Annotated in this window: 22 protein-coding genes, 1 tRNA gene and 1 other RNA gene; 15 read left to right on the forward strand and 9 right to left on the reverse strand. The window is 66.6% G+C overall.

Features of this window, described 5'->3' with window-relative positions; genetic code table 11:
* The first annotated feature begins 139 nt into the window (after positions 1 to 139).
* The 8 genes from MLE27_RS01545 to MLE27_RS01580 all read left to right on the forward strand — a co-directional run bounded on the left by MLE27_RS01545 (position 140) and on the right by MLE27_RS01580 (position 9626).
* Positions 140 to 1336, forward strand: a complete 1197-nt coding sequence (locus tag MLE27_RS01545) for an ABC transporter substrate-binding protein (RefSeq protein WP_243310100.1) — start codon at positions 140 to 142, stop codon at positions 1334 to 1336.
* Positions 1337 to 1410: 74 nt separating this feature from the next.
* Positions 1411 to 2298, forward strand: coding sequence for a branched-chain amino acid ABC transporter permease (locus MLE27_RS01550; RefSeq protein WP_243310101.1), 888 nt, complete (start codon positions 1411 to 1413; stop codon positions 2296 to 2298).
* 1 nt (position 2299) lies between these two features.
* Entirely contained in the window at positions 2300 to 3277 is a 978-nt protein-coding gene (locus MLE27_RS01555; protein ID WP_243310103.1) for a branched-chain amino acid ABC transporter permease, read from the forward strand.
* Between the two features lies 1 nt (position 3278).
* The gene (locus tag MLE27_RS01560) at positions 3279 to 4043 is read left to right on the forward strand and encodes an ABC transporter ATP-binding protein (RefSeq protein ID WP_243310104.1); all 765 of its coding nucleotides are present in this window, start codon (positions 3279 to 3281) and stop codon (positions 4041 to 4043) included.
* Positions 4040 to 4744: an ABC transporter ATP-binding protein gene (locus MLE27_RS01565; RefSeq protein ID WP_243310105.1), complete on the forward strand. Its 705-nt coding sequence runs from the start codon at positions 4040 to 4042 to the stop codon at positions 4742 to 4744. The genes MLE27_RS01560 and MLE27_RS01565 overlap by 4 nt, the downstream gene beginning before the upstream one ends.
* A gap of 83 nt (positions 4745 to 4827) precedes the next feature.
* Positions 4828 to 5985: an iron-containing alcohol dehydrogenase gene (locus MLE27_RS01570; protein WP_243310106.1), complete on the forward strand. Its 1158-nt coding sequence runs from the start codon at positions 4828 to 4830 to the stop codon at positions 5983 to 5985.
* 90 nt (positions 5986 to 6075) lie between these two features.
* Entirely contained in the window at positions 6076 to 7839 is a 1764-nt protein-coding gene (locus MLE27_RS01575) for an aldehyde ferredoxin oxidoreductase family protein (RefSeq protein WP_243310107.1), read from the forward strand.
* 284 nt (positions 7840 to 8123) lie between these two features.
* Positions 8124 to 9626 (forward strand): hypothetical protein, encoded by a 1503-nt coding sequence (locus tag MLE27_RS01580; protein WP_243310108.1) that lies wholly within the window; start codon positions 8124 to 8126, stop codon positions 9624 to 9626.
* Between the two features lie 92 nt (positions 9627 to 9718).
* Here MLE27_RS01580 and MLE27_RS01585 read toward each other — a convergent pair whose 3' ends face one another.
* Positions 9719 to 11998 carry a Rossmann fold nucleotide-binding protein gene (locus tag MLE27_RS01585; protein ID WP_243310109.1) on the reverse strand — a complete coding sequence of 760 codons (2280 nt, stop codon included), beginning with the start codon at positions 11996 to 11998 and terminating at the stop codon, positions 9719 to 9721.
* 163 nt (positions 11999 to 12161) lie between these two features.
* On the opposite strand from MLE27_RS01585, the gene MLE27_RS01590 reads away from it, so the two are divergent.
* From MLE27_RS01590 to cysS, 7 genes are all read left to right on the forward strand, one after another.
* Positions 12162 to 13055 (forward strand): NAD(P)/FAD-dependent oxidoreductase, encoded by an 894-nt coding sequence (locus MLE27_RS01590; protein ID WP_243310110.1) that lies wholly within the window; start codon positions 12162 to 12164, stop codon positions 13053 to 13055.
* Positions 13056 to 13124: 69 nt separating this feature from the next.
* Positions 13125 to 13200 (forward strand) — tRNA-Ile (locus tag MLE27_RS01595).
* A gap of 125 nt (positions 13201 to 13325) precedes the next feature.
* Positions 13326 to 14348: a Nif3-like dinuclear metal center hexameric protein gene (locus MLE27_RS01600; RefSeq protein ID WP_243310112.1), complete on the forward strand. Its 1023-nt coding sequence runs from the start codon at positions 13326 to 13328 to the stop codon at positions 14346 to 14348.
* Between the two features lie 37 nt (positions 14349 to 14385).
* Positions 14386 to 15135 carry a zinc ribbon domain-containing protein gene (locus tag MLE27_RS01605; protein ID WP_243310113.1) on the forward strand — a complete coding sequence of 250 codons (750 nt, stop codon included), beginning with the start codon at positions 14386 to 14388 and terminating at the stop codon, positions 15133 to 15135.
* Positions 15136 to 15167: 32 nt separating this feature from the next.
* Positions 15168 to 15536: RNase P RNA component class A (rnpB, locus tag MLE27_RS01610), an RNA gene on the forward strand.
* Positions 15537 to 15692: 156 nt separating this feature from the next.
* Positions 15693 to 16907, forward strand: a complete 1215-nt coding sequence (ispD, locus tag MLE27_RS01615; protein ID WP_243310115.1) for a 2-C-methyl-D-erythritol 4-phosphate cytidylyltransferase — start codon at positions 15693 to 15695, stop codon at positions 16905 to 16907.
* A gap of 57 nt (positions 16908 to 16964) precedes the next feature.
* On the forward strand, positions 16965 to 18422 hold the full coding sequence (gene cysS / locus MLE27_RS01620; RefSeq protein ID WP_243310116.1) for a cysteine--tRNA ligase: 1458 nt from the start codon (positions 16965 to 16967) through the stop codon (positions 18420 to 18422).
* 278 nt (positions 18423 to 18700) lie between these two features.
* Here cysS and MLE27_RS01625 read toward each other — a convergent pair whose 3' ends face one another.
* The 8 genes from MLE27_RS01625 to MLE27_RS01660 form a co-directional block, all read right to left on the reverse strand.
* Positions 18701 to 19516, reverse strand: a complete 816-nt coding sequence (locus MLE27_RS01625; RefSeq protein WP_243310117.1) for a hypothetical protein — start codon at positions 19514 to 19516, stop codon at positions 18701 to 18703.
* Positions 19517 to 19617: 101 nt separating this feature from the next.
* Positions 19618 to 20814: an MFS transporter gene (locus MLE27_RS01630; RefSeq protein ID WP_243310118.1), complete on the reverse strand. Its 1197-nt coding sequence runs from the start codon at positions 20812 to 20814 to the stop codon at positions 19618 to 19620.
* A 129-nt stretch (positions 20815 to 20943) separates the two neighbouring features.
* Positions 20944 to 21552 (reverse strand): TetR/AcrR family transcriptional regulator, encoded by a 609-nt coding sequence (locus MLE27_RS01635; RefSeq protein ID WP_243310119.1) that lies wholly within the window; start codon positions 21550 to 21552, stop codon positions 20944 to 20946.
* A 43-nt stretch (positions 21553 to 21595) separates the two neighbouring features.
* Positions 21596 to 22933 (reverse strand): DNA repair protein RadA, encoded by a 1338-nt coding sequence (radA, locus tag MLE27_RS01640; RefSeq protein WP_243310120.1) that lies wholly within the window; start codon positions 22931 to 22933, stop codon positions 21596 to 21598.
* A 3-nt stretch (positions 22934 to 22936) separates the two neighbouring features.
* On the reverse strand, positions 22937 to 23914 hold the full coding sequence (locus MLE27_RS01645) for a DUF3426 domain-containing protein (RefSeq protein WP_243310121.1): 978 nt from the start codon (positions 23912 to 23914) through the stop codon (positions 22937 to 22939).
* Between the two features lie 4 nt (positions 23915 to 23918).
* Complete coding sequence (gene hpt, locus MLE27_RS01650; protein WP_243310122.1) at positions 23919 to 24449, reverse strand: hypoxanthine phosphoribosyltransferase; 531 nt, start codon at positions 24447 to 24449, stop codon at positions 23919 to 23921.
* A 3-nt stretch (positions 24450 to 24452) separates the two neighbouring features.
* Positions 24453 to 24920 carry an N-acetyltransferase gene (locus tag MLE27_RS01655; protein WP_243310125.1) on the reverse strand — a complete coding sequence of 156 codons (468 nt, stop codon included), beginning with the start codon at positions 24918 to 24920 and terminating at the stop codon, positions 24453 to 24455.
* Between the two features lies 1 nt (position 24921).
* A complete protein-coding gene (locus MLE27_RS01660; protein ID WP_243310127.1) occupies positions 24922 to 25392 on the reverse strand; it encodes a TlpA family protein disulfide reductase in 471 nt (156 codons plus the stop codon).
* Positions 25393 to 25446 lie beyond the last annotated feature (54 nt).

A 25446-nucleotide genomic window follows, 5' to 3' on the forward strand; every position in this document is an offset into this window, starting at 1 on the left:
GGAGGACCAGCCCAGCGAGATACATCCGATTCCGTGCCGGATCGGACATCGAGTCGAGTCAAACACCCAACAGGAGGAATGACGGATGGCATCCATCAGGCGCATCGCTTCTCTTTGTTTGTTGCTGTTGTTGACAGGCATGCTCACGTCCGCATTGGCACAGGAAAAAGTCATCAAGATCGGGGCGCTCTACCCGATGACGGGCAGGTCCGGCATCTACGGCATGGACTCCGTGGCCGCCGCCGAAATGGCCGCGGAGGAGATCAACGCAAAGGGCGGCGCGGCCGGGTACAAGATCCAGTTCATCAATACGGACAGCAAGGCCAAGCCCGACTACTCCGTGACGGTGGCCAAGCGATACATCTCCGACGACAAGGTCAACTTCCTGTTCGGCGTGGTCAGCTCCGCAGTGGGCCTGGCCCTCACCGAGGTTTCCAAGCAGGAGAAGAAGATCTTCATCGGCACCGACCACGCGGCAACCGAACTGACGGTGCAGAACCTCCAGCCCTACTACTTCCGCGTCTCCAACAACACCTTCCAGTCCATGGCCGCCGGGGCGCTCTACCTCAAGGAGCTGGCCCAGACCAAGCCCTGGAAGACCATCGCCTACATCGGCCCCGACTACGCCTACGGCCACGCCCAGATCGAGGAGCTCAAGTTCAACCTGGACCGCTTCGGCGTGAAGTACCAGATGGTCGGCGAGTTCTGGCCCAAGCTGTTCGAATCCGACTACACCTCCTACATCACCTCCATCATGCAGGCCAAGCCGGACATCCTGGTCAGCGGCTTCTGGGGCGGCGACACCGTGGCCTTCATCAAGCAGGCCGCGCCCTACGGCCTGTTCGAGAAGAGCCTTTATTTCCACCCCGACGCGGGCGGCAACTACGAGCTGCTGAGCGCCATGGGCGACAGCCTGCCCCTGGGCCTCGTGCTCTCCGCCAGGCACCACAACAACTGGCCCGACACGGCCATGAACAAGGACTACGTCTCCAAGTTCCACAAGAAGACCGGCCGCTACCCCACCTACGCCGCCGAAGGCGCCTACGTGGGCGTGTACGCCATCGCCGAGGCAGTGAAGAAGGTCGGCAACCCCGACGACACCGAGGCCCTGGTCAAGGCGCTGGAAGGCCTGAAGTTCCAGCAGCCCGAGGATCCCGAGGGCTTCACCTCCTACATCGACCCCGCCTCCCACCAGATCGTGCAGGTGCAGGCCATCGGCGTGACAGTGCCCAACACCGCCTTCCCGCCCGCCACCCGCATGCTCGGGCAGTGGAAGATCTACAAGGCCGAGGATCTGCTCCCGCCTAAGGAATGGGCCGCGAAGAACAAGCCGTAACGCTTCGAGACCTGTGGTCCGGGCGCGGGGAGCCCTCCCGCGCCCGGCAAGCACCTGACAACCAGGAGCGGCTCATGGACTTTTCATTCATCGTCGTGCAGCTCATCAGCGGTCTGACCATGGCGACATTCCTCTTTCTCATCGCCAGCGGCCTGACGCTCATCTTCGGCGTGGGCAAGGTCTTCAACTTCGCCCACGGCTCGTTCTTCATGATCGGGGCCTATGTGGGCTACCAGTTCTCTTCGGTCTGGGGGCAGAACTTCTGGCTTAGCCTGCTCTGCGGGGGCCTCTTCGCGGGGCTGCTCGGCATGGTGGCGGAATTCTTCTTCCTGCGCAGGATCTACGGCCGCGCCGACGAGGGCGGGTTCCAGATCCTGCTGACGTATTCCTTCATCCTCATCCTCGACGACCTGGTGAAGCTGGTCTGGGGCACGGAATACAAATCCCTGGCCAAGCCCCCTGCCCTGTCCGGGGCCATCTCCATGGGCGGCATCGTGGTTCCGACCTACAACGTGGCGGTCATCGCCATCGGCCTGGCCGTGGTCGTCGCGGCCTGGTGGCTGCTCAACAACACCCGGGGCGGGCGCATCGCGCGCGCCTCCGCCCTGGACCGGGAGATGCTCTCCGTCCTGGGCGTCAACGTGCCCATGACCATGACCCTGGTGTTCGGCATCGCCACGGCCCTCGCCGGCATGACCGGCGTGCTGGCCGCGCCCCTGCGCTCCGTGACGCCGGGCGCGGGCATCGAGGTCATCATCGACTCGCTCATCGTGGTGGTGCTTGGCGGGCTGGGCAACTTCTGGGGGGCCTGGCTGGCCGCGCTGCTCATCGGCGAGGTGAACTCCTTCGCCATCGTCCTGGTGCCCAAGTGGGCCACGCTGTTCAGCTACCTGGTCATGGCGCTCACGCTGATCTTCAAGCCGGAGGGCCTGTTCGCCCCGCGCAAGGTCAGGAGGGTCTAGCATGCCAAGCAAGCCCAAAACCGCGAACACCTGGTACCTGCTGATCTTCCTGGTGCTGTTCAGCCTGGTCCCGGTGCTCAAGACCACCAACTACCAGATGCTCCTGGCCGCGCACGTGCTCGTATGGGGCCTGTTCGCGGTGTCCTTCAACATGCTCTTCGGCGTCACGGGCATGCTCTCCTTCGGGCAGGCCCTCTATTACGGCATGGGCGCGTACGGCGCCGGGCTGTGCGTGAAGTACCTCGGGCAGGCCTGGTTCTTCCCGGGCATGGCCTTGGGAATCGTCCTGGCCGCCGTGACAGCCTGGCTGCTCGGGCATCTCATCATCCGGGTGAGCGGCGTGTTCTTCACCATGCTGACCCTGGCCTTCGGGCAACTGGGCTGGCAGGTGATGTTCAAGTGGTACTCCTTCACCGGCGGCGACGACGGCGTGCAGAACATCATCCCGCCCGGCCTCTTCTCCAACAAGGTGATCTACTACTACCTGGTGCTGGCCCTGGTGGGGGCGTCCATCTGGTTCCTGGGCAGGCTCTCGGCCTCGCCCATGGGGCTCATCCTGCGCTGCGTGCGCCAGAACCCGGAGCGGGTGCGCTTCCTGGGCAGGCGCGTGCGCCGCAACCAGCAGCGCATCTACATCATCTCCTCCCTGTTCACGGCCCTGGCGGGCGGGCTCATGAGCGGCGTGGACTACTCCATCCACACGGACATGTTCTACTGGACCACCTCCGGCCACGTGATCCTCATGTCCATCCTGGGCGGCATCGGCCAGTTCTTCGGGCCCTTGGTTGGCGCGGCGGTCATCGTGACCATCGAGGACGTGGTGGGCGCCTTCACCGAGTACTGGTCGCTCATCATCGGCACGGTCATGCTGGTCATGGTGCTCGGGCTGCCGCGCGGCCTCATGGGCGAGATCAGCCAGCTCTGGACGCGCCTGCCCGGAAGGCAGCAGGCCCTGACAACCAGGGAGGAGGGCAACTGAGATGGAACCCATAGCCCCGATCCTCGAACTGAAGGGCCTCTCCAAGGCCTTCGGCGGCCTCAAGGTCACCGACGACGTGAGCTTCAAGGTCATGCCGCGTGAAATCTCGGTGGTCATCGGCCCCAACGGCGCGGGCAAGACCACCCTGTTCAACCAGATCACCGGGCACCTGCGCCCGGACAGCGGCCGCATCCTCTTCAAGGGGCAGGATCTGGTGGGCAGGACCACCCAGCAGATCGTGGCCCTGGGCGTGGGCCGGGCCTTCCAGGTGGCCTCGCTGTTTTTGGGCGAGACCGTGCTGGACAACATCCGCGTGGCCTGCCTCTCCAAGCTGGACCAGACGCGCAAGCCCCTGCGCCCCGTCTCCGATTTCAAGCGCGCCACCAAGCGGGCCATGGAGATCCTCGACAGCCTGGGCCTGGCCCGCTACGCCGCCCGGCAGGCCCACGAGCTGGCCCACGGCGACCAGAAGCTCCTGGACATCGGCATCGCCCTGGCCCTGGAGCCCGTGCTGCTGCTGCTCGACGAGCCCACCTCCGGCATGTCCCCCGAGGAGCGCCACCTCACCCGCGAGCTGGTGCGCAAGCTCTGGAAGGACTTCAACCTCACCCTGATCTTCATCGAACACGACATGGACACGGTCTTCGGGCTGGCCCAGAGCGTGCGCGTCCTCCAGAGCGGGAGGCTGCTCGCCGAAGGCCCGCCCGAGGAAATCCGCAAAAACCAGGACGTCATCACCGCCTACCTGGGCGAGGAGGTCGCATGAACCCCATTCTCACTGCCGGCGGCCTCAACACCTTCTACGGGCGCAGCCACATCCTCTTCGACATGGGCCTGGAGGTCCGCCAGGGAGAGACCGTCTGCCTCGTGGGCCGCAACGGCGCGGGCAAGACCACCACGTTCCGCTCGCTGATGAACCTCTCCCCGCCGAAATCGGGCCGGGTGCGGTTCATGGGGCGCGATTGCGCGGGCCTGCCCCCCTACAAGATGGCCAGGCTCGGACTGGGCTTCGTCCCGGAGGACAGGCGCATCCTCGGCCCCTTCAGCGTGCGCGAGAACCTGGAGATGGGCGTCATCTCCGGGCGCACCGGGCGCTGGAACCTGGAGTCGGTGCTGGATTGCTTCCCAACCCTGCGCCGGATGCTCGACCGCATGGGCGCATCCCTCTCCGGCGGGGAGCAGCAGATGCTCACCATCGGCCGCGCCCTCATGGGCAACCCCGAGGTGCTCATCCTGGACGAGCCCACCGAGGGCCTCTCCCCGGTGATCGTGGGCGAGCTCAAGGAGCTCGTGCTGCGGCTCAAGCGCGAAGGCACCACGATTCTTCTCTCCGAGCAGAACATCCGCTTCGCCCTGGCCGTCTCGGACAGCGTGGCCGTCATGGACAAGGGCCGGGCCGTCTACACGGGGCCTGTGGAGTCCTTCAGGAACGACGCGGAGATCCAGAGCCGCTACCTGGCGGTCTGAGCAGACTGCGAGGCCTGGGCAGCGACGGCACGCACCGCACAATGGCCCGCGCAAGCGGAGCCGAACCAAGCAGGGGTACTGCCATGGGAACCATTACGACGTTTCAGACCACCCGGCGCATCGTCATGGGCGCCGGAGCGATAGCCAAACTGGGTGAGGAAGTCCGCAGGCTGGGGGGCAAGCGGGTGATGGTGGTGACGGACCCGGGCCTCGCCGGGACCGGCCTGGTGGACAAGGTGGAGGATCTGCTGAAGCGGGAGCGGATCGCCTTCGCGCGCTTCTCCGACGTGGAGGCCGACCCCTCCTACGAGACGGCCGTGCGCGCCAGCGAGAAGGTCAAGGAGTTCAAGGCGAACGTGATCCTGGGCCTGGGCGGCGGCTCCGCGCAGGACGTGGCCAAGGTCTCCTCCATCCTGGCCACCAACACCGGCGGCGTCTCCACCATGTTCGGCATCGACCTGGTGCCCAAGCCGGGGCTCAAGCTCATACTCATACCGACCACGGCGGGCACGGGCAGCGAGGTCACGCCCATCGCCATCCTCTCCGACCACCACGAGAAGCTCAAGAAAGGCATCGTGAGCCAGTACCTGTTCCCAAGCGTGGCCCTGCTGGACCCGGAGCTGACCCTGGGCCTGCCGCCGAGCATCACCGTGGCCACCGGCATGGACGCCCTGATCCACGCCGTGGAGGCCTACACCTCCGTAAACGCCACCCCCATGACCGACATGCTGGCCATGCAGGCCATCACGCTTGTCCACGGCAGCATCAGGACCGCCTTCGCCAACGGCGGCGACATCGAGGCGCGATCCAAGATGATGGAGGGCAGCATGCTGGCGGGCATGGCCTTCGCCAACGCGGGGGTCACGGCGGTGCACGCCTTCGCCTACCCCATCGGGGCCGAGTACCACATCCCCCACGGGGTGGCGAACAGCATCATGCTGGTGCCCGTTATGGAGTTCAACATGCTGGGCAACATCCCCAAGTTCGCGAACCTAGCCGGGATGCTGGGCGAGAACGTGGCGGGCCTCTCCGCCCGGGAGGCCGCGCTCAAGGCGGTGGAGGCGCTGCGCCAGCTCTCCAAGGATTTGCAGGTGCCCGCCCGGCTCTCCGCCTTCGGGGTCAAGGACGCGGACATCCCCGGCCTGGCCCAGGGCGTGATGAAGGTCACCCGCCTGCTGGCCAACAATCCGCGCCTGCTGCGCCTGGAGGATGCCGAGCGCATCTATCGCTGCGTGCTGTAGGCCCCGGCGTTCTGACGGCTTGAACCGGCGCGTCCGCATCAAGTCATGCGGGCGCGCGTCCCCCAAACCCGACGCCCAGAAGGAAAGTCCATGTTCGGATTCTACGGCAGGATACTCACGGTGGACCTTGGCAACAGGACATACTCCATCGACGCGCCCGAAGCCGGGCTGCTGGAGTCCGTGCTGGGGGGCAAGGGTCTCGGCACGGCCCTGCTCGCCTCGCGCAATCCCGCCGGGGCGGACCCCCTGGGGCCGGACAACCGACTGATCTTCGCCACCGGCCCCTTCTGCGGCGGCCCCATCTGGGGCGGCAGCCGCTACGGCGTGTTCACCAAGTCCCCGCTGACCGGATTCTACGCCGAATCCTATTCGGGCGGCAAAGTGCCCGAGGCCATCGACAGGGCAGGCTTCGACGCCATCGTGATCGAGGGCGTGTCGGAGCGGCCCGTGGCCCTGGCCATCCACCCCGAAGGTTGCGCATTCCACGAGGCCGACCACATGTGGGGCCTGGAGACCTACGACGCCGAACGCGCCGCCCGCTCCGCCCTGGGCGTGGACAAGCCGGGCTTCGGCCCGCCCGGGGCCGTGGTCATCGGCCCCGCCGGGGAGCGCCTGGTGCGCTACGCGATCATCGCCAACGACTTCTGGCGCTGCGCGGGCAGGGCCGGGGTGGGGGCGGTGATGGGCTCCAAGCGGCTCAAGGCCGTGGTCTTCCAGGGCGACCGCAAGCGTGAACTGGCCGACCCCAAGGGCGCGCGCGCCTACGCCGCCGATTTCGCCAAGCAGAACAAGGAGAACAAGGGCGTCAAGGCCTACAAGGCCTACGGCACCACCATGATGGTGGCGCTGATGAACACCGCCGGGGCCTTCCCCGCCAAGTACTGGAGCCAGGGCACCTGCGACCACTGGCCCAAGATCAGCGGGGAGACCTTCCACAAGGAGCACGAGGTCACGCCCCACGCCTGCCTCAAGTGCTTCATGGCCTGCGGCCGAATGGCCAAGCTGGCCAAGGGCCGCCACCAGGGGCTGGTGCTGGAGGGCCCGGAATACGAGACCATCTACGCCTTCGGCGGCCTGTGCATGATCGAGGAGATGGACGAGATAGTCTGGCTCAACGACCTGTGCGACCGACTCGGCATGGACACCATCAGCGCCGGGAACCTCTGCGCCCTGGCCATCGAGGCCTGCCGCCGGGGCAAGCTGGACCTGGGCCTGGACTACGGCGACTTCGAGGGCGTGGGCAGGCTCATCCACGAGATCGCGGAACGCCGGGGCGTGGGGGAGCTCATGGCCGAGGGCATCGTGCCCACGGCCGAGGAATGGGGCCTCTCCGACCTGGCCATCCACGTCAAGGGCATGGAGCCTCCCGGCTACGACCCGCGCGTGCTCAAGGGCATGGGCCTGGCCTACGGCACATCCCCCCGAGGCGCCTGCCACCTGCGCACCACGTTCTACAAGCCCGAGCTGGCAGGGTTCATCCCGCCGGACGCCATCGAAGGCAAGGCCGAGATGCTGACCGACTACGAGGACCGCCTCACCATCTTCGACACGCTCGTCCTCTGCCGCTTCTACCGGGACATGTACACCTGGGAGGAGCTGGAAAAGGCCGTGGGGCTGGCCACCGGGCTGGACGCCTCCAAGGAGGAGCTGAGGCGCAAGGCGGCCCGCGTGCTGAACCTCACCCGGAAGTTCAATCTGCGCGAGGGCCTGACCATGAAGGACGACCGCCTCCCCGGCCGCCTGCACCGCGAGGCCCTGCCGGACGGCCGGACCCTGACGGCCGCCGAGATGGAGCGCCTGCTGGCCGACTACTACCGGTTGAGGGGCTGGAACCCGGACGGGTCCATGCCCTAGAAACAGCCCTGCGCGGACCCGCCCTGGCGGGGTTCGCCTCGAGAGATTGCAAACGCCCGCAAGCGCCCGGCTTGCGGGCGTTTGCGCGTGTGCGCCCCGCCCCGCGGACGCCTCAAGTTTGCCCTGGACTTCCCCCATTGCCTGTGCTGATGTCCTTGCAGGATCGATGCGGCACGGCGCTGCATGCATGCCCGGTGCGCAAACCATCCCTTTGCGCCGCTTGGGATTGCCCCGCCCCCGCGATCCGTCCCACTCGGCAACGCACACACCACGAGGATGATGTCATGCGTCTGCACTCCACCACGGACATTCCGCACAGCTCCATGAGGCTTTCCCGGCCCATCTTGAAGTTGCTGCTCTCCAGCATCATTCTCATGAGCTGCGCCTGGCTCCCGGCAACCGCCCAGGCCTTCACCATCTATTTCTCGCAAAGCGGCTACAGCGGCCCGGTCTGGCTCCAGATACAGGACCCCAACCACAATTCGACGTCGGCCAACTTCGTGGCCAGCTACGGCTCCGGCACGTCCATCAGCTTCGACGACGGCAACGGGGGCAAAAACCTGATGTCAGCCCCCGTCAAACTGAGCGCCATCGGGGCGGGGGGGCTCACCGTCGCCTACTCCAACAGCGCGGTGTTCTTCATCTTTTACGACGACCCCACGAACAACTCGCGCACCGCCGCGCCTGCGCACCTGGTCTCCACCCAGCGCTTCCAGCCCTTCGAGGTCACAATGACCGGCAACAGCGGGGACCAGGGCAACCTGACCGCCATCAATTATTTCACCGCCCCGCTCTCCATCCGCAGCTACAGCGTGAACCCCAAGACCAACCCCTCGGCCCCCGTGCTGCAACAGACGGACTGGGGCAGCGCAACGGCCCGGAAGATCGGGGCGCGCATGGCGGCCCTGACCAACAGCAACCCCAGCGCCGTCATGAAGAACGCGGCGGGCAAGGTGGTGCGCTACATCGGCCCCAGCAACTACAACGGCGCGAACCCCTGGCCCTCCTTCGTGCCCTACATGCAGTCCGTGCACACGGCAAACCAGAGCACCCACATCGCCCGCTCCAACGGCTTCAACTTCCCGGACGGCTCCAGCGTCTACCAGTTCGGCTGCGACATGCAGGCCACGGCGGGCTCAGACGGCACCGTGACCGTCACCGGCAAACTCACCCACTGGCACACCGGGGACCAGGCCGCCAGCGACTGGGACAACGCCACGGTGACCATCTCCGCCGCCAACGTGAACGACTACAACAACGCCATCTACGGCCAGATCCAAAACAACGCCGTGACCCTCACCGGCCAGGCCTGGACCGACTTCCAGACCTATGCCCAGGGCATTCTCAAAAACCCCGCGCTGCCGTACAACGCGAGTACCAACCCGAGCCTTTACGACACGGCCTACGCCACCACCGTGAACATGATCGTCGGCGAAATCACAACCGGAATCCTCGGCGGCTTCTACAACAGCAACTACATGGTCAACGGAACGCAGCTGAAGAACATGGTCAGCAACAGTTGGTGGTCGCTCGTGCCCATGGTGGCCTTTTCCACCATCCAGCCCGGCACCGCCTACTACAACACCTACGCCAACGTGATATACGAGGAATCGGGCAACACCGTGTACGGCGTCCCCTACAGCGACAGGTTCGGCAGCGGCCCGCTGGTCAACACGGTGCAGTTGGGCCAGAGCAGCGTCAATTACTGGATCGTGGGCATCGGGGCTCCGCTTGCGGCGAATACCCCCACCGTCGCGCCCGAATCCATGCTCCTGCTGGGCAACTGAGCCCCGGGCGGCGGGTAAGGCGCACAGCCGAACAAAAAGGGCGCGGCCTGAGGCCGCGCCCTTTCGCATTGCAGCGTGCAGGCGACCCCGGCCTATTTCTCGACCAGGTAGTCGCTCAAGGCCCGCTCGATGTAGGGCGGGATGACCACCCCGGCCCGGGCCAGGTTGTCGCGCGCGGCGGCGGCCTTGGCGATGTCGATGCCCGCCTTGCGCCAGTAGGCCGCCGGGTCGTCCAGGAAGCCGGTGATGACCTCCAGCGCCTCCGGGTAGGAGCGCACCAGGTGGCAGCAGTTCACCACCCACATGGGCCCCAGGGGCGGGATGTCCAGCCCGTCCACGGTGTGCGCGCTGGAGAGCACCTGGAACTGCTCGATGGCTCGGTGCCACAGGTGTCCGCCCTGCCCGTCCAGGCCGATGGGGTCCACGAACACGTAGGGCGCGGGCAGGCAGTGCCCGATCTTCATGAACGTGAGCGCCATGTTGATCTCGTAGCAGGTGCCGTAGCCGCCGATGTTGAACACCTTGAAGATGGAGCGCCGGTCCAGGATGTCCTGCCGGGTGTTCAGGGCGATGTTCACGAACTGGACCACCGCCTCGGGGGAGAAGTTGGTCTCCTGCCCGATCCTCTCGCCGTCGATGCCCACCCCGATGCGGTAGATGCCGTGGCGGGCCGCCGCGTCGTCCACCGCCTTCATCACGCCAGGCCCGCTGCCGTGGGCCACGGCCAAGCCGTCGCCCAGGCGCTGGTCCGCGGCCAGGGCGGTGAAAAAGTCCTCCAACTGCGGCATCAGCACCGGCTTGAGCTCGTCCACCACGGAGCCGAAGAAGGCGAAGGTGGTGTGGATGCGGTCCATGCGGTCCTTGCCTTCGGCGCTCACCCAGAAGCCGTTCTTGAACTCGCGCACGTGGCAGCCGTCCGAGCACTCGAAGATCATGTAGAAGCGCATGCCCTCGCGCCAGAGCCGGGCGATCTCCTCGTACGAGGACTGGTCCAGGTAGTATTCGGGTTTGGCCCCATTGCGCCCGGCGCGCATGGTGATGCTCTTGATGAGCACCACGCCCACGCCGCTGCGCTTGAGCACGCGCAGGGTGTCCACCGGAGGCAGGGCGTCGGCCACGAACACCTTGGAGAGGCTCTGCTCGCCGCCCACATACTTGAGATCCTGCAGGAAGGTGCGGAAGCGCTTGGGTATCTCGTCCTCGGCCAGCACGGCCTCGGGCACGTTGCCCCGGGCGCACTCGTAGACGAGGCGCCACTGGAACTCGGGGATCCAGCGGCCGTCCTCCTGCTCCCAGGCGATGTTCACGATGCGCCCGGGCATCATGATGCGCCCGTAGAGCCCTCCCCGGCCCGGCGCGGCGGAGATCTCATCGAAGAGCGCCTCGCAGGCCGATGGGTTGAACATGTCGGTGATCTCGGCGAAATCCACGCCCCGGGCCAGGATGGCCGTGGCCTTGCCCGGCTTGAGCACCCGTTTGGAGATGGCCGCGACGCGCTCCTCCGCCGGATAGAGCTTGATGCGCAGGCGCAGGTCCCGGCAGGGCACGGGCTCCTCCCCCCGGTTGAAAATCTCCGCCTGGCGCATGGTGGCGATGCCCGTGGTGCGCACGCCGTCCAGCAGGCGCGAGGCCAGGTGGAACACCGCCGGGTTGGAGAGCTCTCGCGAGATGAAGGCCATATACGGCCCAAGCGAGATGCGCAGGGCGCTGACCAAGAATTCCTTGGGCCCGATGGCCTCCGGCAGGCCCGAGGGTGCGGGCTGCTGGAACATGGACAGGCCGTGCTTGCCCCTGATGATCATCTCCGCGAAGTTGTGCGGGATGGAGATCAGCCGCTGGGAGAGGATGTAGCGCACATTGTCCAGCGGTATCTCGATTAGCCCGTCCGGCCCGATGTCGTGGACCTCGGGCAGCAGCAGTTCCTCCTGGTCCAGGGCTTCGAGCACCTGGTTGCGGCTGAGGTGCGGCCCCATGGGCACGAAGAGCCTGCCGATATCCACCGGGGAGCGCTGGGTGAGTATCTTGAGGTCGGAGAGCGACTCGGCCAGGTGGGCGTTCAGGGCCGTGACCACCACGGGCATCTCGATGTACTTGCCGGTGTCAGAGATGTGGGGGTCGCCCTCGGCCAGGTGGATGTCTATGCCGATGCGGGAGTGGCCGCTGCGTCCGCTCAGGTCCAGAAAGTCCTGCAGCGGGCGGGACTGGGCCTTGGCCCGCTCGGCGATGTCGCGCACCAGACCGCGCAGGGCATCGCTGACGTGGCTCAGGCGCATGACGCCGAACAACTGGGGGGCGGAAAGCTCCTGATTGAAATGGATGACGCTGGCTTCCACCAACTGGCCGTCGCCGGTGACGAATGGGGCCTGATTCATGGGGGTGCCTGATCCTTTATGCTTTGAAGTGTCGAATCTCACTCAATTTACTTCCATTCCCGGGCGGTGGCAACATCCCTCCGGCACCCGCCCGCGCCCTTCCCTTTTTCGTTCTCCCGCGTATATTGAACGAACGAGCATTTTCACCTTACCGGAGAGCAGAATGGAAAACACGCAATGCCTCATCATCGGCGCGGGCCCCGCAGGGCTTTCCGCCGGCATCTATCTGGCCAGGGCGGGCATCCGCACCCTCTTGATCGGCTGCGACCCCAAGGTGGCGGGCGACTACGAGATCGCCAACTACTTCGGCTTCGAGGAGGCCATCTCCGGACGCGACCTGGTGGACAAGGGACGCAGGCAGGCCATCGGCTTCGGCGCGGACCTGCGCTGCGAGCGGGTTCTCGGCGTGCACCACGGCGACTTCGGCGGCTTCAAGGTCAAGACGGACAACAACGAATACCAGGCCGACGCCCTCATCCTGGCCACGGGCGTGTCCCGCTCCAGGCCGCCCATCCCCGGCATCGCGGATTACGAGGGCAAGGGCGTGTCCTACTGCGTGTCCTGCGACGGCTACTTCTACAAGGGCAGGCCCGTGGTCGTGGCCGGCGAGGGCGTGTTCGCGGCCAACCAGGCCCTGGAACTGCTCAACTACACCAAGGACGTGCGCGTCTGCACCCTGGGCAAGAAGCCCACCATGGACGAGGAATTCCTCAAGCGCCTGCGGGACGCCGGGATCGAGATCGTCGAGCAGGGCATCACGGCCATCGGCGGCAGCCCGGCCATGGACAGCCTGACCCTGGCCGACGGCACCGTGCTCAAGGCCGACGGCCTGTTCATCGCCCTGGGCGAGGCCTCCTCCACTGATTTCGCCTACACCCTGGGCGTGACCCGCAGCGGCAACTTCATCGAGGTCGACCGCGAGATGAAGACCAACATCCCCGGCGTGTTCGCCGCGGGCGACTGCACGGGCGGGTTCCTGCAGATCGCGGTGGCCGTCGGCGAAGGGGCCACCGCCGCCAAGGCCGCCAGCAGTTGGGTCAAGTCCCTCAAAAAATAGGCTGGCGCAAACCAGGTATTGACACGCCCCTAAATTGGATATTATTGACTTGGATTCAGAACTTGCTGGGGGCCTATAGCTCAGTTGGCAGAGCTTCCGGCTCATAACCGGGTGGTCCCAGGTTCGAACCCTGGTAGGCCCACCACTTCAAGGACGATTCGTTGCGGAAGATCGCACACGCTTTCTTTCCGGCATTCGCCGCAACCCGTACACACCGGAAGGTGCTTTCCTAGGGGAATACCCTGAAAGCGCCTTTCTTTTTTGAGCGATATGAACATCCGCGATATTTTCGCCGCCATCGAACACGCCGCACCCGCCCACATGGCCGCCCAGTGGGACCGCTGCGGCGTGCAGGTCGCCTCCCCCGTGAACGAGGTGACGCGCCTCGCCGTGGCCCTTGACGCCACATCCGCGACCGTGGAGCAGGCCCTGGCCTGGGGCGCGCAGATGGTGCTCACCCACCATCCCCTGGGCAAGACCCCGCGCCTGCCCGACACCCTGGGCGACCACCGCGCCGTGCTCAAGCTGCTGCTCGAGCGCGACGCCTGGCTGGTGGCCGCGCACACCACCCTGGACTGCGCCCCCGGCGGCCCCGCCGCCTGGCTGGCCGACGAACTGGGCCTGACCGGCCGGGCAATCGTGGACACGCAGGGCGTCACCCCGCGCGTGATGGCCTTCTACCGCGAGGTGGCCACCGACGGCTTCGAGGGGCTGAACCTGCCCGACGATATCGATATCGGCAGGCTCCATTTCGACCGCGACGCCCTGCGCCACGCGCCGCAGGGGTTCTCCTGCCCGGAGACGGACTGGCCGAAGCTGCGCGCCTATCTGGAAGCCAACGAGGACGTCACCGGCTTCGCCGGACTGGTCCGGCTGGCCGGACCGTCCGAGCCCTTCGGATATGGCCTCGTGGGCAAACTGCCCTCCCCCCTGCCCTGGGAGGCCTTCCTTGCCGTTTTGCGCCGGGCCGTGCCCCGGAGCTTCTATACTTTCATCGGAGCGCAGCCCGAAACCGTGAGCACCGTGGCCTACTGCACCGGCTCCGGGTCGTCTTGCGCGGCCAAGGCGTTCGCCAAGGGGGCGGACGTCTTCATCACCGGCGACGTGACCCATCACGCCGCCCTGGACATCGAACCCCTGGGCCTGACCATCGACGTCGGGCACAGGAGCCTTGAAGAAGAGATGATGCGGCGTCTGGCCGGCGATTTTGCCGGACGTTTTTCCGAAAAGGGGCTCGAGGTCCGCTTTTTCCCAAGCGCGGACCCCATGCGCGCGGTCCTCAACCCCGCCTAGCCCCGCCTGGGTGCAACGATTCCACACGGAGACGGCAATGTATCAGAAACAGATCGAACAGTTGGTGATTCTGCAGCAGATCGACGGCGAAATGATCTCCCTCACCGCCGAGGTGGAGAACGCTCCCAAGGAGATCGCCTCCCTTGAAAAGAAGTGCCGCGATGTCGAAGCCCAGCGCGACCAAGTTCGCGAGAAGCTCGGCTACCTGACGGACCAGCTCTCCCGCCTGGAGACCGACATCGAGGACGACCACGTCCGGATGAAGAAATCCAAGAGCAAGATGATGATGGTGGGCAACTCCAAGGAATACAACGCCATGGTGCGTGAGATGGACAGCCTGGAGAAGCTCAACCGCTCCCGCGACGAGGAGAAGGCCGCCTTCGCCGAGGAAGTCGAGCGCCAGACCACGGCGGACCGCGAGCTCTCCGAACAGACCGAAGCGCTCCGCGCCGACCTCGAGACCGCCCAGGCCGGGCTGAAGACCCGCCTTGACGCGGCCGGGAAGCGCATCGCGGAGCTCTCCGAGCAGCGCACCCACGCCTGCGGCGTGATCCCCAAGCCCATCCTGTCGCGCTACGAGTTCATCCGCTCGCGCCTGGCCAACCCGGTCATCGTGTCGGTCACCAACGGCGTGTGCTCGGGCTGCAACATCTCCATTCCCCCTCAGGCCTTCATCGAGCTGCAGAAGGGCCAGCAGATCCTCTCCTGCCCCAACTGCCAGCGCCTGATCTACTGGGATCAGCACATCCTGACGCAGGAGAAGGCCGAGGAGGCCCAGGAGGCCTAGCCCTCCCGCGCCGCGCGGTTATATTCGAAGGGGGAGCCGGACAGGCGGTCGCCGCGGGGGAACCCGGGGAGGAAAGTCCGGACTCCGCAGGGCAGAGCGCTGGGTAACGCCCAGGGGGAGCGATCCCCGGAGAGCGCCACAGAAAGCAGACCGCCTTGCGGCCTCGGCCGCAGGGTAAGGGTGAAACGGTGGTGTAAGAGACCACCAGTTGCCGCGGCGACGCGGCAAGCTAGGCATACCCCGTTCGGAGCAAGACCAAATAGAGAAGCGTTTGAGGCTGGCCCGGCCGAAGCTTCCGGGTAGGTTGCTTGAGGCGGCGGGTAACCGTCGCCCTAGAGGAATGATCGCACCGGGGCCTTCTGGCTCCGGCCACAAAATCCGGCTTACGGCCGGCTCCCCTCTTCCGATTTCGCCCGTGGGCCATGCGCCCGCGGGCGTTTCGGCTTATTGGAGGGGGGCCGCGTCAGGAGCGCAGTCATCGGAGCGCCGCAGGTGACAAGCGCCCCGCTTTGAGGCATCCTCCGCGCTCCCTGGCTCAACCCCAACCCCACGGCACAATGAACGTCTGGACCATCCTCCTTGCGGCCGGAAGCGGCTCCCGCATGGCCCCCGCCAAGCTCGTAACGAGCAAACAGTTCCTGGACGCCGGCGGCGAGCCCGTGTTCTGGAAGGCCGCCCGCCCCTTCGCCCGCGTGCCCCGGGTGCGCGGCATGGTCTTCGCCCTGCCCCCGGCCGAGTTGGAGGCCATGCTTCCCAGGCTGGAGGCGCTGGACGCCGATACCCCGCTGGGCCTGGCCTGGAAGGCCGTTGCAGGCGGCGCGCGCCGCCAGGATTCGCTGGAGAACGCGCTGGCCGCCCTCCCCCCCGATTGCACCCACGTGCTGGTGCACGACGCGGCCCGCTGCTTCGTCACCCCGGAGGTGATCCTGCGCGTGGTCGCGGCGCTTGAGGAAGGCGCGCCCGCCGTGGTGCCCGCCGTGCCCGTGAAGGACACCATCAAGCAGGTGGAGGGCGGCATCGTGACCGCCACGCCGGACCGCAGCCGCCTCATGGCCGTGCAGACGCCGCAAGGGGTGGAGCTCGCCGTGCTGCGCGAGGGGTTCGCCCTGGCCGCGCGCGAAGGCATCGACGTCACCGACGACGCGAGCCTGGCCGAAGCGCTGGGCATGTCCGTGCGCGTCGTACCCGGTTCGGAGGAGAACGTGAAGCTGACCACCCCCGAGGATTTGCGCCTGCTGGGCGACCAGGCCCCGCCCATGCTCCTGCCGCGCGTGGGCTTCGGCTACGACGTGCACCGCTACGCCCCGCCCGAGACGCCCGAGGGCGAAGGCGTGCGCTCCATGGTGCTGGGCTGCGCGCCCATCCCCGGCGCGCCGCGCGTGCTGGCCCACTCCGACGGGGACGTGCTCCTGCACGCCCTGGCCGACGCCATGCTGGGCTGTCTGGGCGCGGGCGACATCGGGCAGCACTTCCCGGACAGCGACCCGCGCTTCAGCGGCGTGGCCAGCTCCGTGCTGGTCAGCGAGGTGCAGGCCAAATTCGCGCCCGCCGGGCTGACCCTGGTGCACGTGGACCTGACCATCGTGGCCCAACTGCCCAAGATCGGCCCCCACCGGGAGCACATCCGCCGCAACGTGGCCGCGCTGCTTGGCCTGCCCCTGGCCAGCGTGAACGTGAAGGCCACCACCGAGGAGAAGCTCGGCTTCACCGGCTCCGGCCAGGGCATCAAGGCCTACGCCACGGCCACCGCCGTGGGCCGCGCCACGGCTTGACTTTTGGGGCGGGCTCTGCAACGAAACCTGCCCGAACATGCCCCGCGAGGATCATACATGCAGCTCTACAATACCCTGACGCGCTCCAAGCAGACCTTCACCCCCGTGCACGCCGGGAAGGTGTCCATGTATGTCTGCGGCATCACCGCCTACGACTACTGCCACATCGGCCACGCCCGCTCGGCCGTGGTATTCGACGTGATGGTCCGCTACCTGCGCTCCACGGGCCTGGACGTGCGCTTCGCCCGCAACTTCACCGACGTTGACGACAAGATCATCAAGCGCGCCCAGCAGGAGGGAACGACCTCCGAGGCAGTGTCGGAAAAATACATCGCCGCCTTCTACGAGGACATGGACCGCCTGGGCATCCTCCGGGCCGACATGGAGCCCCGCGCCACCAAATACATCGGCGAGATGATCAAGCTGGCCCAGCACCTCATCGACACGGGCTACGCCTACGCCACGCCCTCCGGCGACGTGTACTTCAGCGTGCGGGCCTTCAAGCCCTACGGCAAGCTCTCCGGGCGCAACCTGGAGGAGCTTCAGGCGGGCGCCCGCGTGGCCCCCGGCGAGGAGAAGAAGGACCCCCTGGATTTCGCGCTCTGGAAGGCCGCCAAGCCCGGCGAGCCCACCTGGGACAGCCCCTGGGGCCCCGGCCGCCCCGGCTGGCACCTGGAGTGCTCGGCCATGAGCGAAGACCTGCTCGGCCTGCCCCTGGACATCCACGGCGGCGGGCAGGACCTGGTCTTCCCCCACCACGAGAACGAGATCGCCCAGACCGAGGCCGCCTCGGGCAAGGAGTTCTCCAACTACTGGGTGCACAACGGCTTCGTGCAGATCAACTCCGAGAAGATGTCCAAATCCTTGGGCAACTTCATCACGATCCGCGATATTTTCGGCTACTGCCTGCCCGAGGTGCTGCGCTTCTTCCTGATCTCCTCGCACTACCGCTCCCCGCTGGACTACTCCACCGAGGCCCTGGACGAGGCCGAAAAGGGCATCAAGCGCATCTACTCCGCCCTGGCCCAGATCGAAGAGACCCTGGCCGGAACAAAGTGGTCCGGCGCGGCCGCCCCGGCCGAGCTGACCCAGGAGTGCGCCACCCTGCACGCCGGGTTCGCCCAGGCCATGGAGGACGACCTGAACACCGCCGCCGCCATCGGCCACGTGTTCGGCATGGTGCGCCTGGCCGGGCGCGTCATGGAGGACAAGGCCCTGCGCAAGAGCCAGGGCGGCAAGGAGCTCTTGGAGTCCATCCGCTCGAACTTCAAGGAATACTCGAACATTCTGGGCGTGTTCGGCAGTGATCCCGCAGGGTTCCTGCTTGAGCTGCGCGATAGCAAGGCCGGGCGCAAGGGCATCAGGGCCGAGGCCGTGGAGGCCCTGCTGGCCGCCCGCAAGCAGGCCCGCGCCGACAAGAACTTCGCCGAGTCCGACCGCATCCGCGACGAGCTGGCCGCCATGGGCGTGGAGGTCAAGGACACCCCGACCGGAGCCGTCTGGGACGTGGCCTAATTCCCCGCGAGACTGACGCGAGCAACAACGCCGGGCATCCAGTAGGATGTCCGGCGTTTTTTGTTGGCTTACGGCGGGGTATTCAGGAGAGCGGGCTTGCTTGTTTGCCGCGTATCAAACGCGGTGAGCCATGACGGGTCCAGCCCTGAAGAGGCCAAGACCGGTGCCCGGACGAACGTGGAGCCTCCGGCGGCCAAAGGGAGGTCCTCCCTTTGGAATCCCGTATGGAATGGCCCGAGCATCGCCTCTTCGCTGTACTGAGCGACCCGCAGGGCGGCTCAGAACTTGTCGCGGTTGAAGGCTTCCAGCGCGCCAAGGCCCCCGCGCAAAAGCACGAAGCGGTCACGAGCCTTGTCCCAGCGGTATTCGTCGGAGAATTTTGCGGGCGGTACGGCGCGATTGGGCTTGGGGCAGCCCGCCGCGTCGTCCGGTTCGGGGCCCTTGGCCAGGGTCACCTCCGCCAGCACGCGGGGATAAGGGCTGCCGGGGTCGGGTGGGAAGCTCCACTTCAGGTTCTCGGCGAACGAGCGCTGGCACATGCCGCGCAGGGATAGCGTGAAAACGGAGGCTATCCTGCGGATACGCTCCTTGTGGATGTGGAACAGGGCCGCGTCCTGGTAGCCCTGGTTGGAATTGAAATGGGAATTGCTCACCACGAAGGCCTGCCCGCCCCCGAAGGCCATGAAGGGGCGCGAAAGCGAGGTGAACCGATCCGTCTTGAGCTCCACCACGTCCAGCGGCTCGATTTCCCCCGCCCGGAACAGCGCCAGCACGGTCGCCCCTTCGCCTGGCACGTCCGTACCCGCATCCTCGGCCTCGACGAACAGCAGAACGTATGGGCGGCCATCGGAGAGCACGTCCGCCGTCTCGAAGGCCGTCAGCCGGGTTCCGGACTGCAGCGCCGTGCGATCCTTCACGCCCGGGCGGCGCAGGATCTTTTCCAGCGCGAGCGTCAGAACGCCGGGAGCATCCTCCCGCGCGTCCTTGAACACGCTCCGGGCCAAAGTGAGGGCGTCGGCCCCGGCCGGTTCGGCCCCCAGGGCAGCCAAAGGGGAGAATACAAGCAACAGGACGGCAAGCATCAGCCTCGGCATTCGTCGCCTCCCTCGCGCCGACGGTCATCCCGGCGGAAACGCTATGAAGACCCACTAGCTCCCTGGGACGGCTCGTGCAAGCTCGCCGGCGCGACTGACAGCTACCGCGCAGGCGCGGGGCGTTTCAGCTCGAACACCAGGGCCAGCACCGCGCAGGCCGCGCCCATGACGCAGACCCCGGCCCAGCCGAAGTGCGCGAAAGCCTGCGCGCCCACGGCGGCGCCGATGGCCCCGCCGGTGAACATGATGGTCATGTAGACCGTGTTCAGGCGGCTGCGCGCGGCCGCATCCAGAGCGTAGACCCGGGACTGGTTGGAAACCATGGCCGCCTGCAGGCCTACGTCCATGAGCACGATCCCTCCGATGAGCACCGCCCAGGACTCGCGGAACAGGGCGAAACAGGCGAAAGACACCGCCACGGCCCCGGCACCCGCCAGTATCACGGTGCGCTGGCCGCCCTTGTCCGCCAGGCGGCCCGCCAGGGGCGCGGCGATCACGCCCACCACCCCCACCACGCCGAGCAGGCCCGCCACCGTGCTGCCAGCCAAAAACGGCGGCTGCTCCAGGAACAGAGCCAAGTTGGCCCAGAAAGCCACGAACCCGCCGAACAGAAGGCCCTGCACGAGGCCAGAGCGCCTGAGCTGCTCATGCTCGCGGGCCAGTTGCACCAGCGAGCGCATGATGCCCGGGTAGGACATCACCGTGGCGGGCTCCACCCTGGGCAGCTTGCGGGCGAGCAGAACGCCCAGCACGGCCGTGGCGGCGGCGGCCAGCCCGAACATCAGCCGCCAGCTTGCGTACTCCGAGACGAAGCCGCTCACCGTGCGGGCCAGCAATATCCCCGTGAGCAGCCCGGCCATGACCTGGCCCACCACCCTGCCCCGCTGGCTCCCTGGGGCAAGCTGGGCCGCCATTGGCACAACCTGCTGGGCCACCGTGGCCGTTACCCCGATGGCAAGGCTGACGGCTATGAGCGTCCCCAGGCTCGGGGACAGGGCCGCCGCCAGCAGCGAGAGCGCGAGCAGCGCCGTGCTGAACGCGATCAGGCCGCGCCGCTCGAAACGGTCCCCCAAGGGGGCGATCAGAAGCAGACCGGCGGCGTAGCCAACCTGTGTCAACACGGGCACGTGGGTCACGCTTTCGTGGCTGACGCCGAAGTCCCGCGCGAGAATGCCCAACATGGGCTGGTTGTAGTAGATGCTGGCCACGAAGAGGCCCGCCGCCGCGGACATGAGCGCGACCACGCTCTTGTCCAGGCTGGGAGTCTCTTCAGGCGTGGATGAAATATCTTCTTTCATGGCTTGTCCCCCACTTAAAGATACGATACGTTTCGTATCTTAACAACGAAGACTGAAAAGTCAAGCGGCGGCACCTTACCTCCAGTTCTCGTCGTGTAACCCCGTGCGGGAATAGGCTTCTGCTGCGGGTCAGGAGTTGACGGGCGCACCGGCGGAAGCGCCGGAAAACACGATGCGGGCGACCCCTTCGGCGTAGTCCTCGTCCAGGGGGAGGTGTCGCACCAGCAGCCGGTTGAAGATGGGACCGTAGAGGGCGTCCACGAGCATGTCCATGTCCAGGTCCGGGCGGATCTCCCCTGAGCGCACCCCTCGCAGGAGCGCATCCTTGGCGGCGTTGCGGCGGGGCTTGAGGTAGCCGTCCACGAAGGAGGCCAGCGTCTCGGGCTCGGACTGCCCCAGGGCGATCAGTTCGCAGACCACGCGCCCGTTGACGCCCAGGTAGACACGCACCAGGGAGCGCATCTGCGCGGTGACGTCCGCTATGGCTGACTGCGTGTGCGGGAAGGCGATGCGCGGCGAGATGGCCCCGAGAAAGGCCTCCATGGCCACAGCGCCCTTGGTGGGCCACCAGCGGTAGATGGTGGCCTTGCTCACTCCGGCGCGGGCGGCGATGCCCTCCATGGAGAGCCTGGCGTAGCCCGTCTCCTCCAGGAGGCTGTAGGCTGCGTCGAGAATGGCCTTGCGCGCCGCGTCGCTGCGGGGCCTGCCGGGCGGGCGTTTGGGTGCGGACTGGGTCATCTGTATGGCGCCGTGCTGGTTTGGGTCCGGCTCGCCCGGACATTCACGCGCCGAAGAGGGCGCGCTGGAAATCCTTGAGGGTGGCCACGCCACGCCCTTCGGCTGGGGGGTGGAAAATGGGTTCGTAACCCAGGCGCGTGGCCTGCTTGAGCCGCGCCTCATGCCCGGAGACGGGCCGGATGCGTCCGCTCAGGTCGACTTCCCCCCAGAAGACGGCCCGCGGCGGCAGCGGTCTGTCATAATAAGAGGAAAGCACCGCCGCCACAAGGCCAAGATCGAGCCCGGGGTCGGTCAGCTTCAGGCCCCCGCCCGTCTTGGCGTAAATGTCGGACTGGCCCAGTTGGATGCCCAGGCGTTTCTCCAGCACCGCCAGCAGGAGGTTCAGCCGGTTCAGGTCCAGCCCAAGGGCGGTGCGCCGGGGCATGGCCAGGTAGGATTTGCTGGCCAGGGCCTGCATCTCCACGGCGAAGGGGCGCTTGCCCTCCAACGCCAGGACGACGGCGGATCCGCTGGCCGTGGCGTCGCGCTCGCCCAGGAAGTATGTGGAGGGGTCCGGCACGGGGGTCAGGCCGTCGCCCTGCATCTCAAGCACCATGAGCTCGTCGGTGGGGCCGAAGCGGTTCTTGAACACCCGCAGGATGCGGTAGAAGTGCTGCCGGTCGCCCTCAAGGTAGAGCACGGTGTCCACCATGTGCTCCAGGATCTTGGGCCCGGCGATGAGCCCCTCCTTGGTGACGTGGCCCACCAGGATCAGCGTGGAATTGCCCCGCTTCACCGCGTCCACCAGCTCGGAGGCCACGGCCCGCACCTGCCCCGGGCTGCCGGGCACGCCGTCGGCGTAGGAGGAGGCCATGGTCTGCACGGAGTCCACCACCACCAGGGCCGGGGTATCGGCCTCCGCCAGGGCGGCCGCAGCGTCGGATGCGCTGGTGGTGCTCACGGCCAGCAGGCCCGGATGGTCGAGCCCCAGCCTGCGCGCCCGGGCCGCCAGCTGCCCCAGGGACTCCTCGCCGGAAACGTAGACCGCCCTGCGGTTTGCGGAGGCGACCTGCCCCGCCAACTGCAACAGCAGCGTGGACTTGCCGATGCCCGGCTCCCCGCCGAGGAGCACGGCCGCGCCGGGCTGCATGCCGCTGCCGAGCACCCGGTCCAGGTCAGGAATGCCGGTGGGCGCGGCGGGCGCGGTTTCAGCCTTGAAGCCTGAGAGGGAGACGGGTTTCTCGGAATACAGGGGGGATGCGGCGGCCGAGCGCGGCTGCGCCGGTGAAGCGGCCTTCTCCGCCAGGGTGTTCCAGGCGCCGCAGCCTTCGCACTGCCCGCGCCAACGGGGGCTCGACGCCCCGCACGCGGAACAGACGTAGACGATGCGGGCCTTGGCCACGGGCTACTTCTTGTCGGAGGTCTGCTGGCCGGCCTGGGGCGCCAGCTCCTGGTAGTCGGTGACCTTCAGGGAGAAGCTGCCCAGGTTCGCCGGAGGATTGGTGAACACGAACATGAAGGGGATCTCTTCCCCGGGCTTGACGCTGCCGTTGTTGAGCAGGATCTCCTGCACGGAGTTCAGGCGCGCTTCCATGTCGGTCTGAGACATGGTCTTGAGCTCGAAGGTGCTGGCCTTGGGTCCGGCGGTGATGGTCTTGGTCAGCACCGGGGCGTCGGAGGGGTCGAGCAGCGTGGCTTCGATCTTCACCTGCCCCACCACCACGGGCGACTTGTTGACGATCTTGCCGTCGATCACGAACAGCTTCCCGATCTTCTCGTTCTCGGTGAAGTAGTACTGGTGCGACTCGATGGCGATGGAGGCGATGTGGCTGGGGGCCTGAGCCTGCGCGGCGGGCTCCTGCTTGGGCGATTTGGGCTGTTCGGGCTGGCCCGGAGCGGCCTGGGGAGCGCCCTCCATGGCGGAGGTCGGGGCCTTCTTGGCGAAGGGCCAGAACTCCATGAAATAGGCGGCCGTGGCCCCGGCGCCCGCCAGAATCACGACACCGAGCAGAATGGCCAGAATCAGAGACTTGCGGGAGAGCCCCCCAGAGCCGGGCTTTTCCTCCTTGCCGAACTCGATGGTGGCGAAGTCCGCCGAGGCGAAGTCCCCGCCGGGCAGCTCCGAGTCGACGTAAGGGTCTTTCTTGCGCTGGGCGTCCAGGTGGCTGGCGAAATCGTTCGAAACGTCGGATTCGTCCTCACCCTGCACGGGCCACACGGGCGAGGCGCCCGTATCCCCGAAGCCGGGGAAATCCTCGGGCGTGGGTGCGTCCACATGGAACTGGTGCTTGCACACAGTGCAGCGGACCGTTGCGCCATCCTGCCCCACCCGCTCGTCGGGGAGCTTGTACGTCGTATGGCAGTTCGGGCATTCGACTTTCATGGCATCAGCAACCTTTGGGTTGGATCAGTTCATAGACCGCCGGGAGACACCGGTAGTCCTCTGCAAAGTCCAGACCGTAGCCCACTAGAAAGCCCTTTGCCAGCCGGAATCCGTAAAAGTCAACCTTCACGTGCGCCTGGCGCCGTTCCGCCTTGTCGATGAGGCTGCACAGCTTCACCGAAAGGGGGTTGCGCGCGGCAAGCACGTCCAGGAGCAGGGCCATGGAATGGCCCGTATCCACGATGTCCTCGACCACCAGGATGTGCCTGCCCTCCACGGGCGTCTCCAGGTCCTGCTGGAACTTGAGCTCACCCGGGGAGTCCTTGGCGCCGTAGCTTGCCAGGCGCACGAAATCCACCCGGGCGGGGATGGTCAGGCTGCGCACCACGTCGGAGAGGAACATGAACGCGCCCTTGAGCACGCCCACCACCAGCAGGTCCTTCCCGGCGTATTCCGCGGAGATGGCCGCGCCCAGCTCCTCGACGCGGCTGGCGATGGCCTCGCGGGTGATGACGGGGATCAGGTTCTCGTACACCGCCTACAACTCCATCTTCATTGCTATCTCGTCGCACTCGGGGAATTTGGGGCAGTGGATGCAGTCCGCCCAGACCTTCTGGGGCAGCTCGTCCTTGCTGACCACCTCGAAGCCCAGCTTGCTGAAGAAGTCGCTCTGGTAGGTGAGCGTGAACACCTTGTACACGCCCAGGGTCACCGCCTCGGAGAGGCAGGCCTCCACCAGCTTGCGGCCCCAGCCCTGTTTCTGCAGATCCTTGTGGACCACCAGGGAGCGGATCTCGGCCAGGTTCTCCCAGCAGAGCGAGAGCGCGCAGCAGCCCTTGATGTCCTTGCCCTCGCGCGCGGCCAGCACGTAGAAATCCCGCAGGTGGGAGTACAACTGGGTGAAGGAGCGCGGCAGAAGCAGCTCGCCGCGCGCGGATTCCATCAGCAGTGCGTGGATGGCCTTAACGTCCTCGATGCGCGCCTTGCGCAGGAAGTATTCCGCCATTCTAGGCGCCCAGCAGCTTGTTGATGATTTTCTCCAGCTCGGGTCCGGTGACGAAGCCCTCGATGGCTTTGACCATCTCGCCCTTGGGCGAATAGACCATGGTGCGCGGGATGGAGCGCAGCGAGAAGGCCTGGGCCACGTCGGGCTTGGCCAGGTAGACGGGGTAGTTGAACCCGGTCTTGGCCGTGAACATGGAGAACATGGCGGGGTCCTGGTCGATGCTCACGCCGATCATGAGCAGCTTGTCCTCGGGGATGCGCATGCGCAGGGCGATCAGGTCGGGGATTTCCTGGCGGCACGGCGGGCACCAGGAGGCCCAGAAGTTCACCACCACCACCTTGCCCCTGGACTGGCTGACGGCCTTGATGATGTCCTGGCTGGAGATCTGGACCTCGGGCCGGTTCTGGGCCTGGGCCAGGGAGCTGCCGAGCAGCAGGACGCACAGAAGAAAGGCGAATGAATATTTGTACATGACAACCACTTGTTCGTTGGATTGTTGACGGACTGGCCAGCTATATATCGTCCG

Source organism: Fundidesulfovibrio agrisoli, from assembly GCF_022808715.1.
GTDB classification, from domain to species: Bacteria; Desulfobacterota; Desulfovibrionia; order Desulfovibrionales; family Desulfovibrionaceae; genus Fundidesulfovibrio; species Fundidesulfovibrio agrisoli.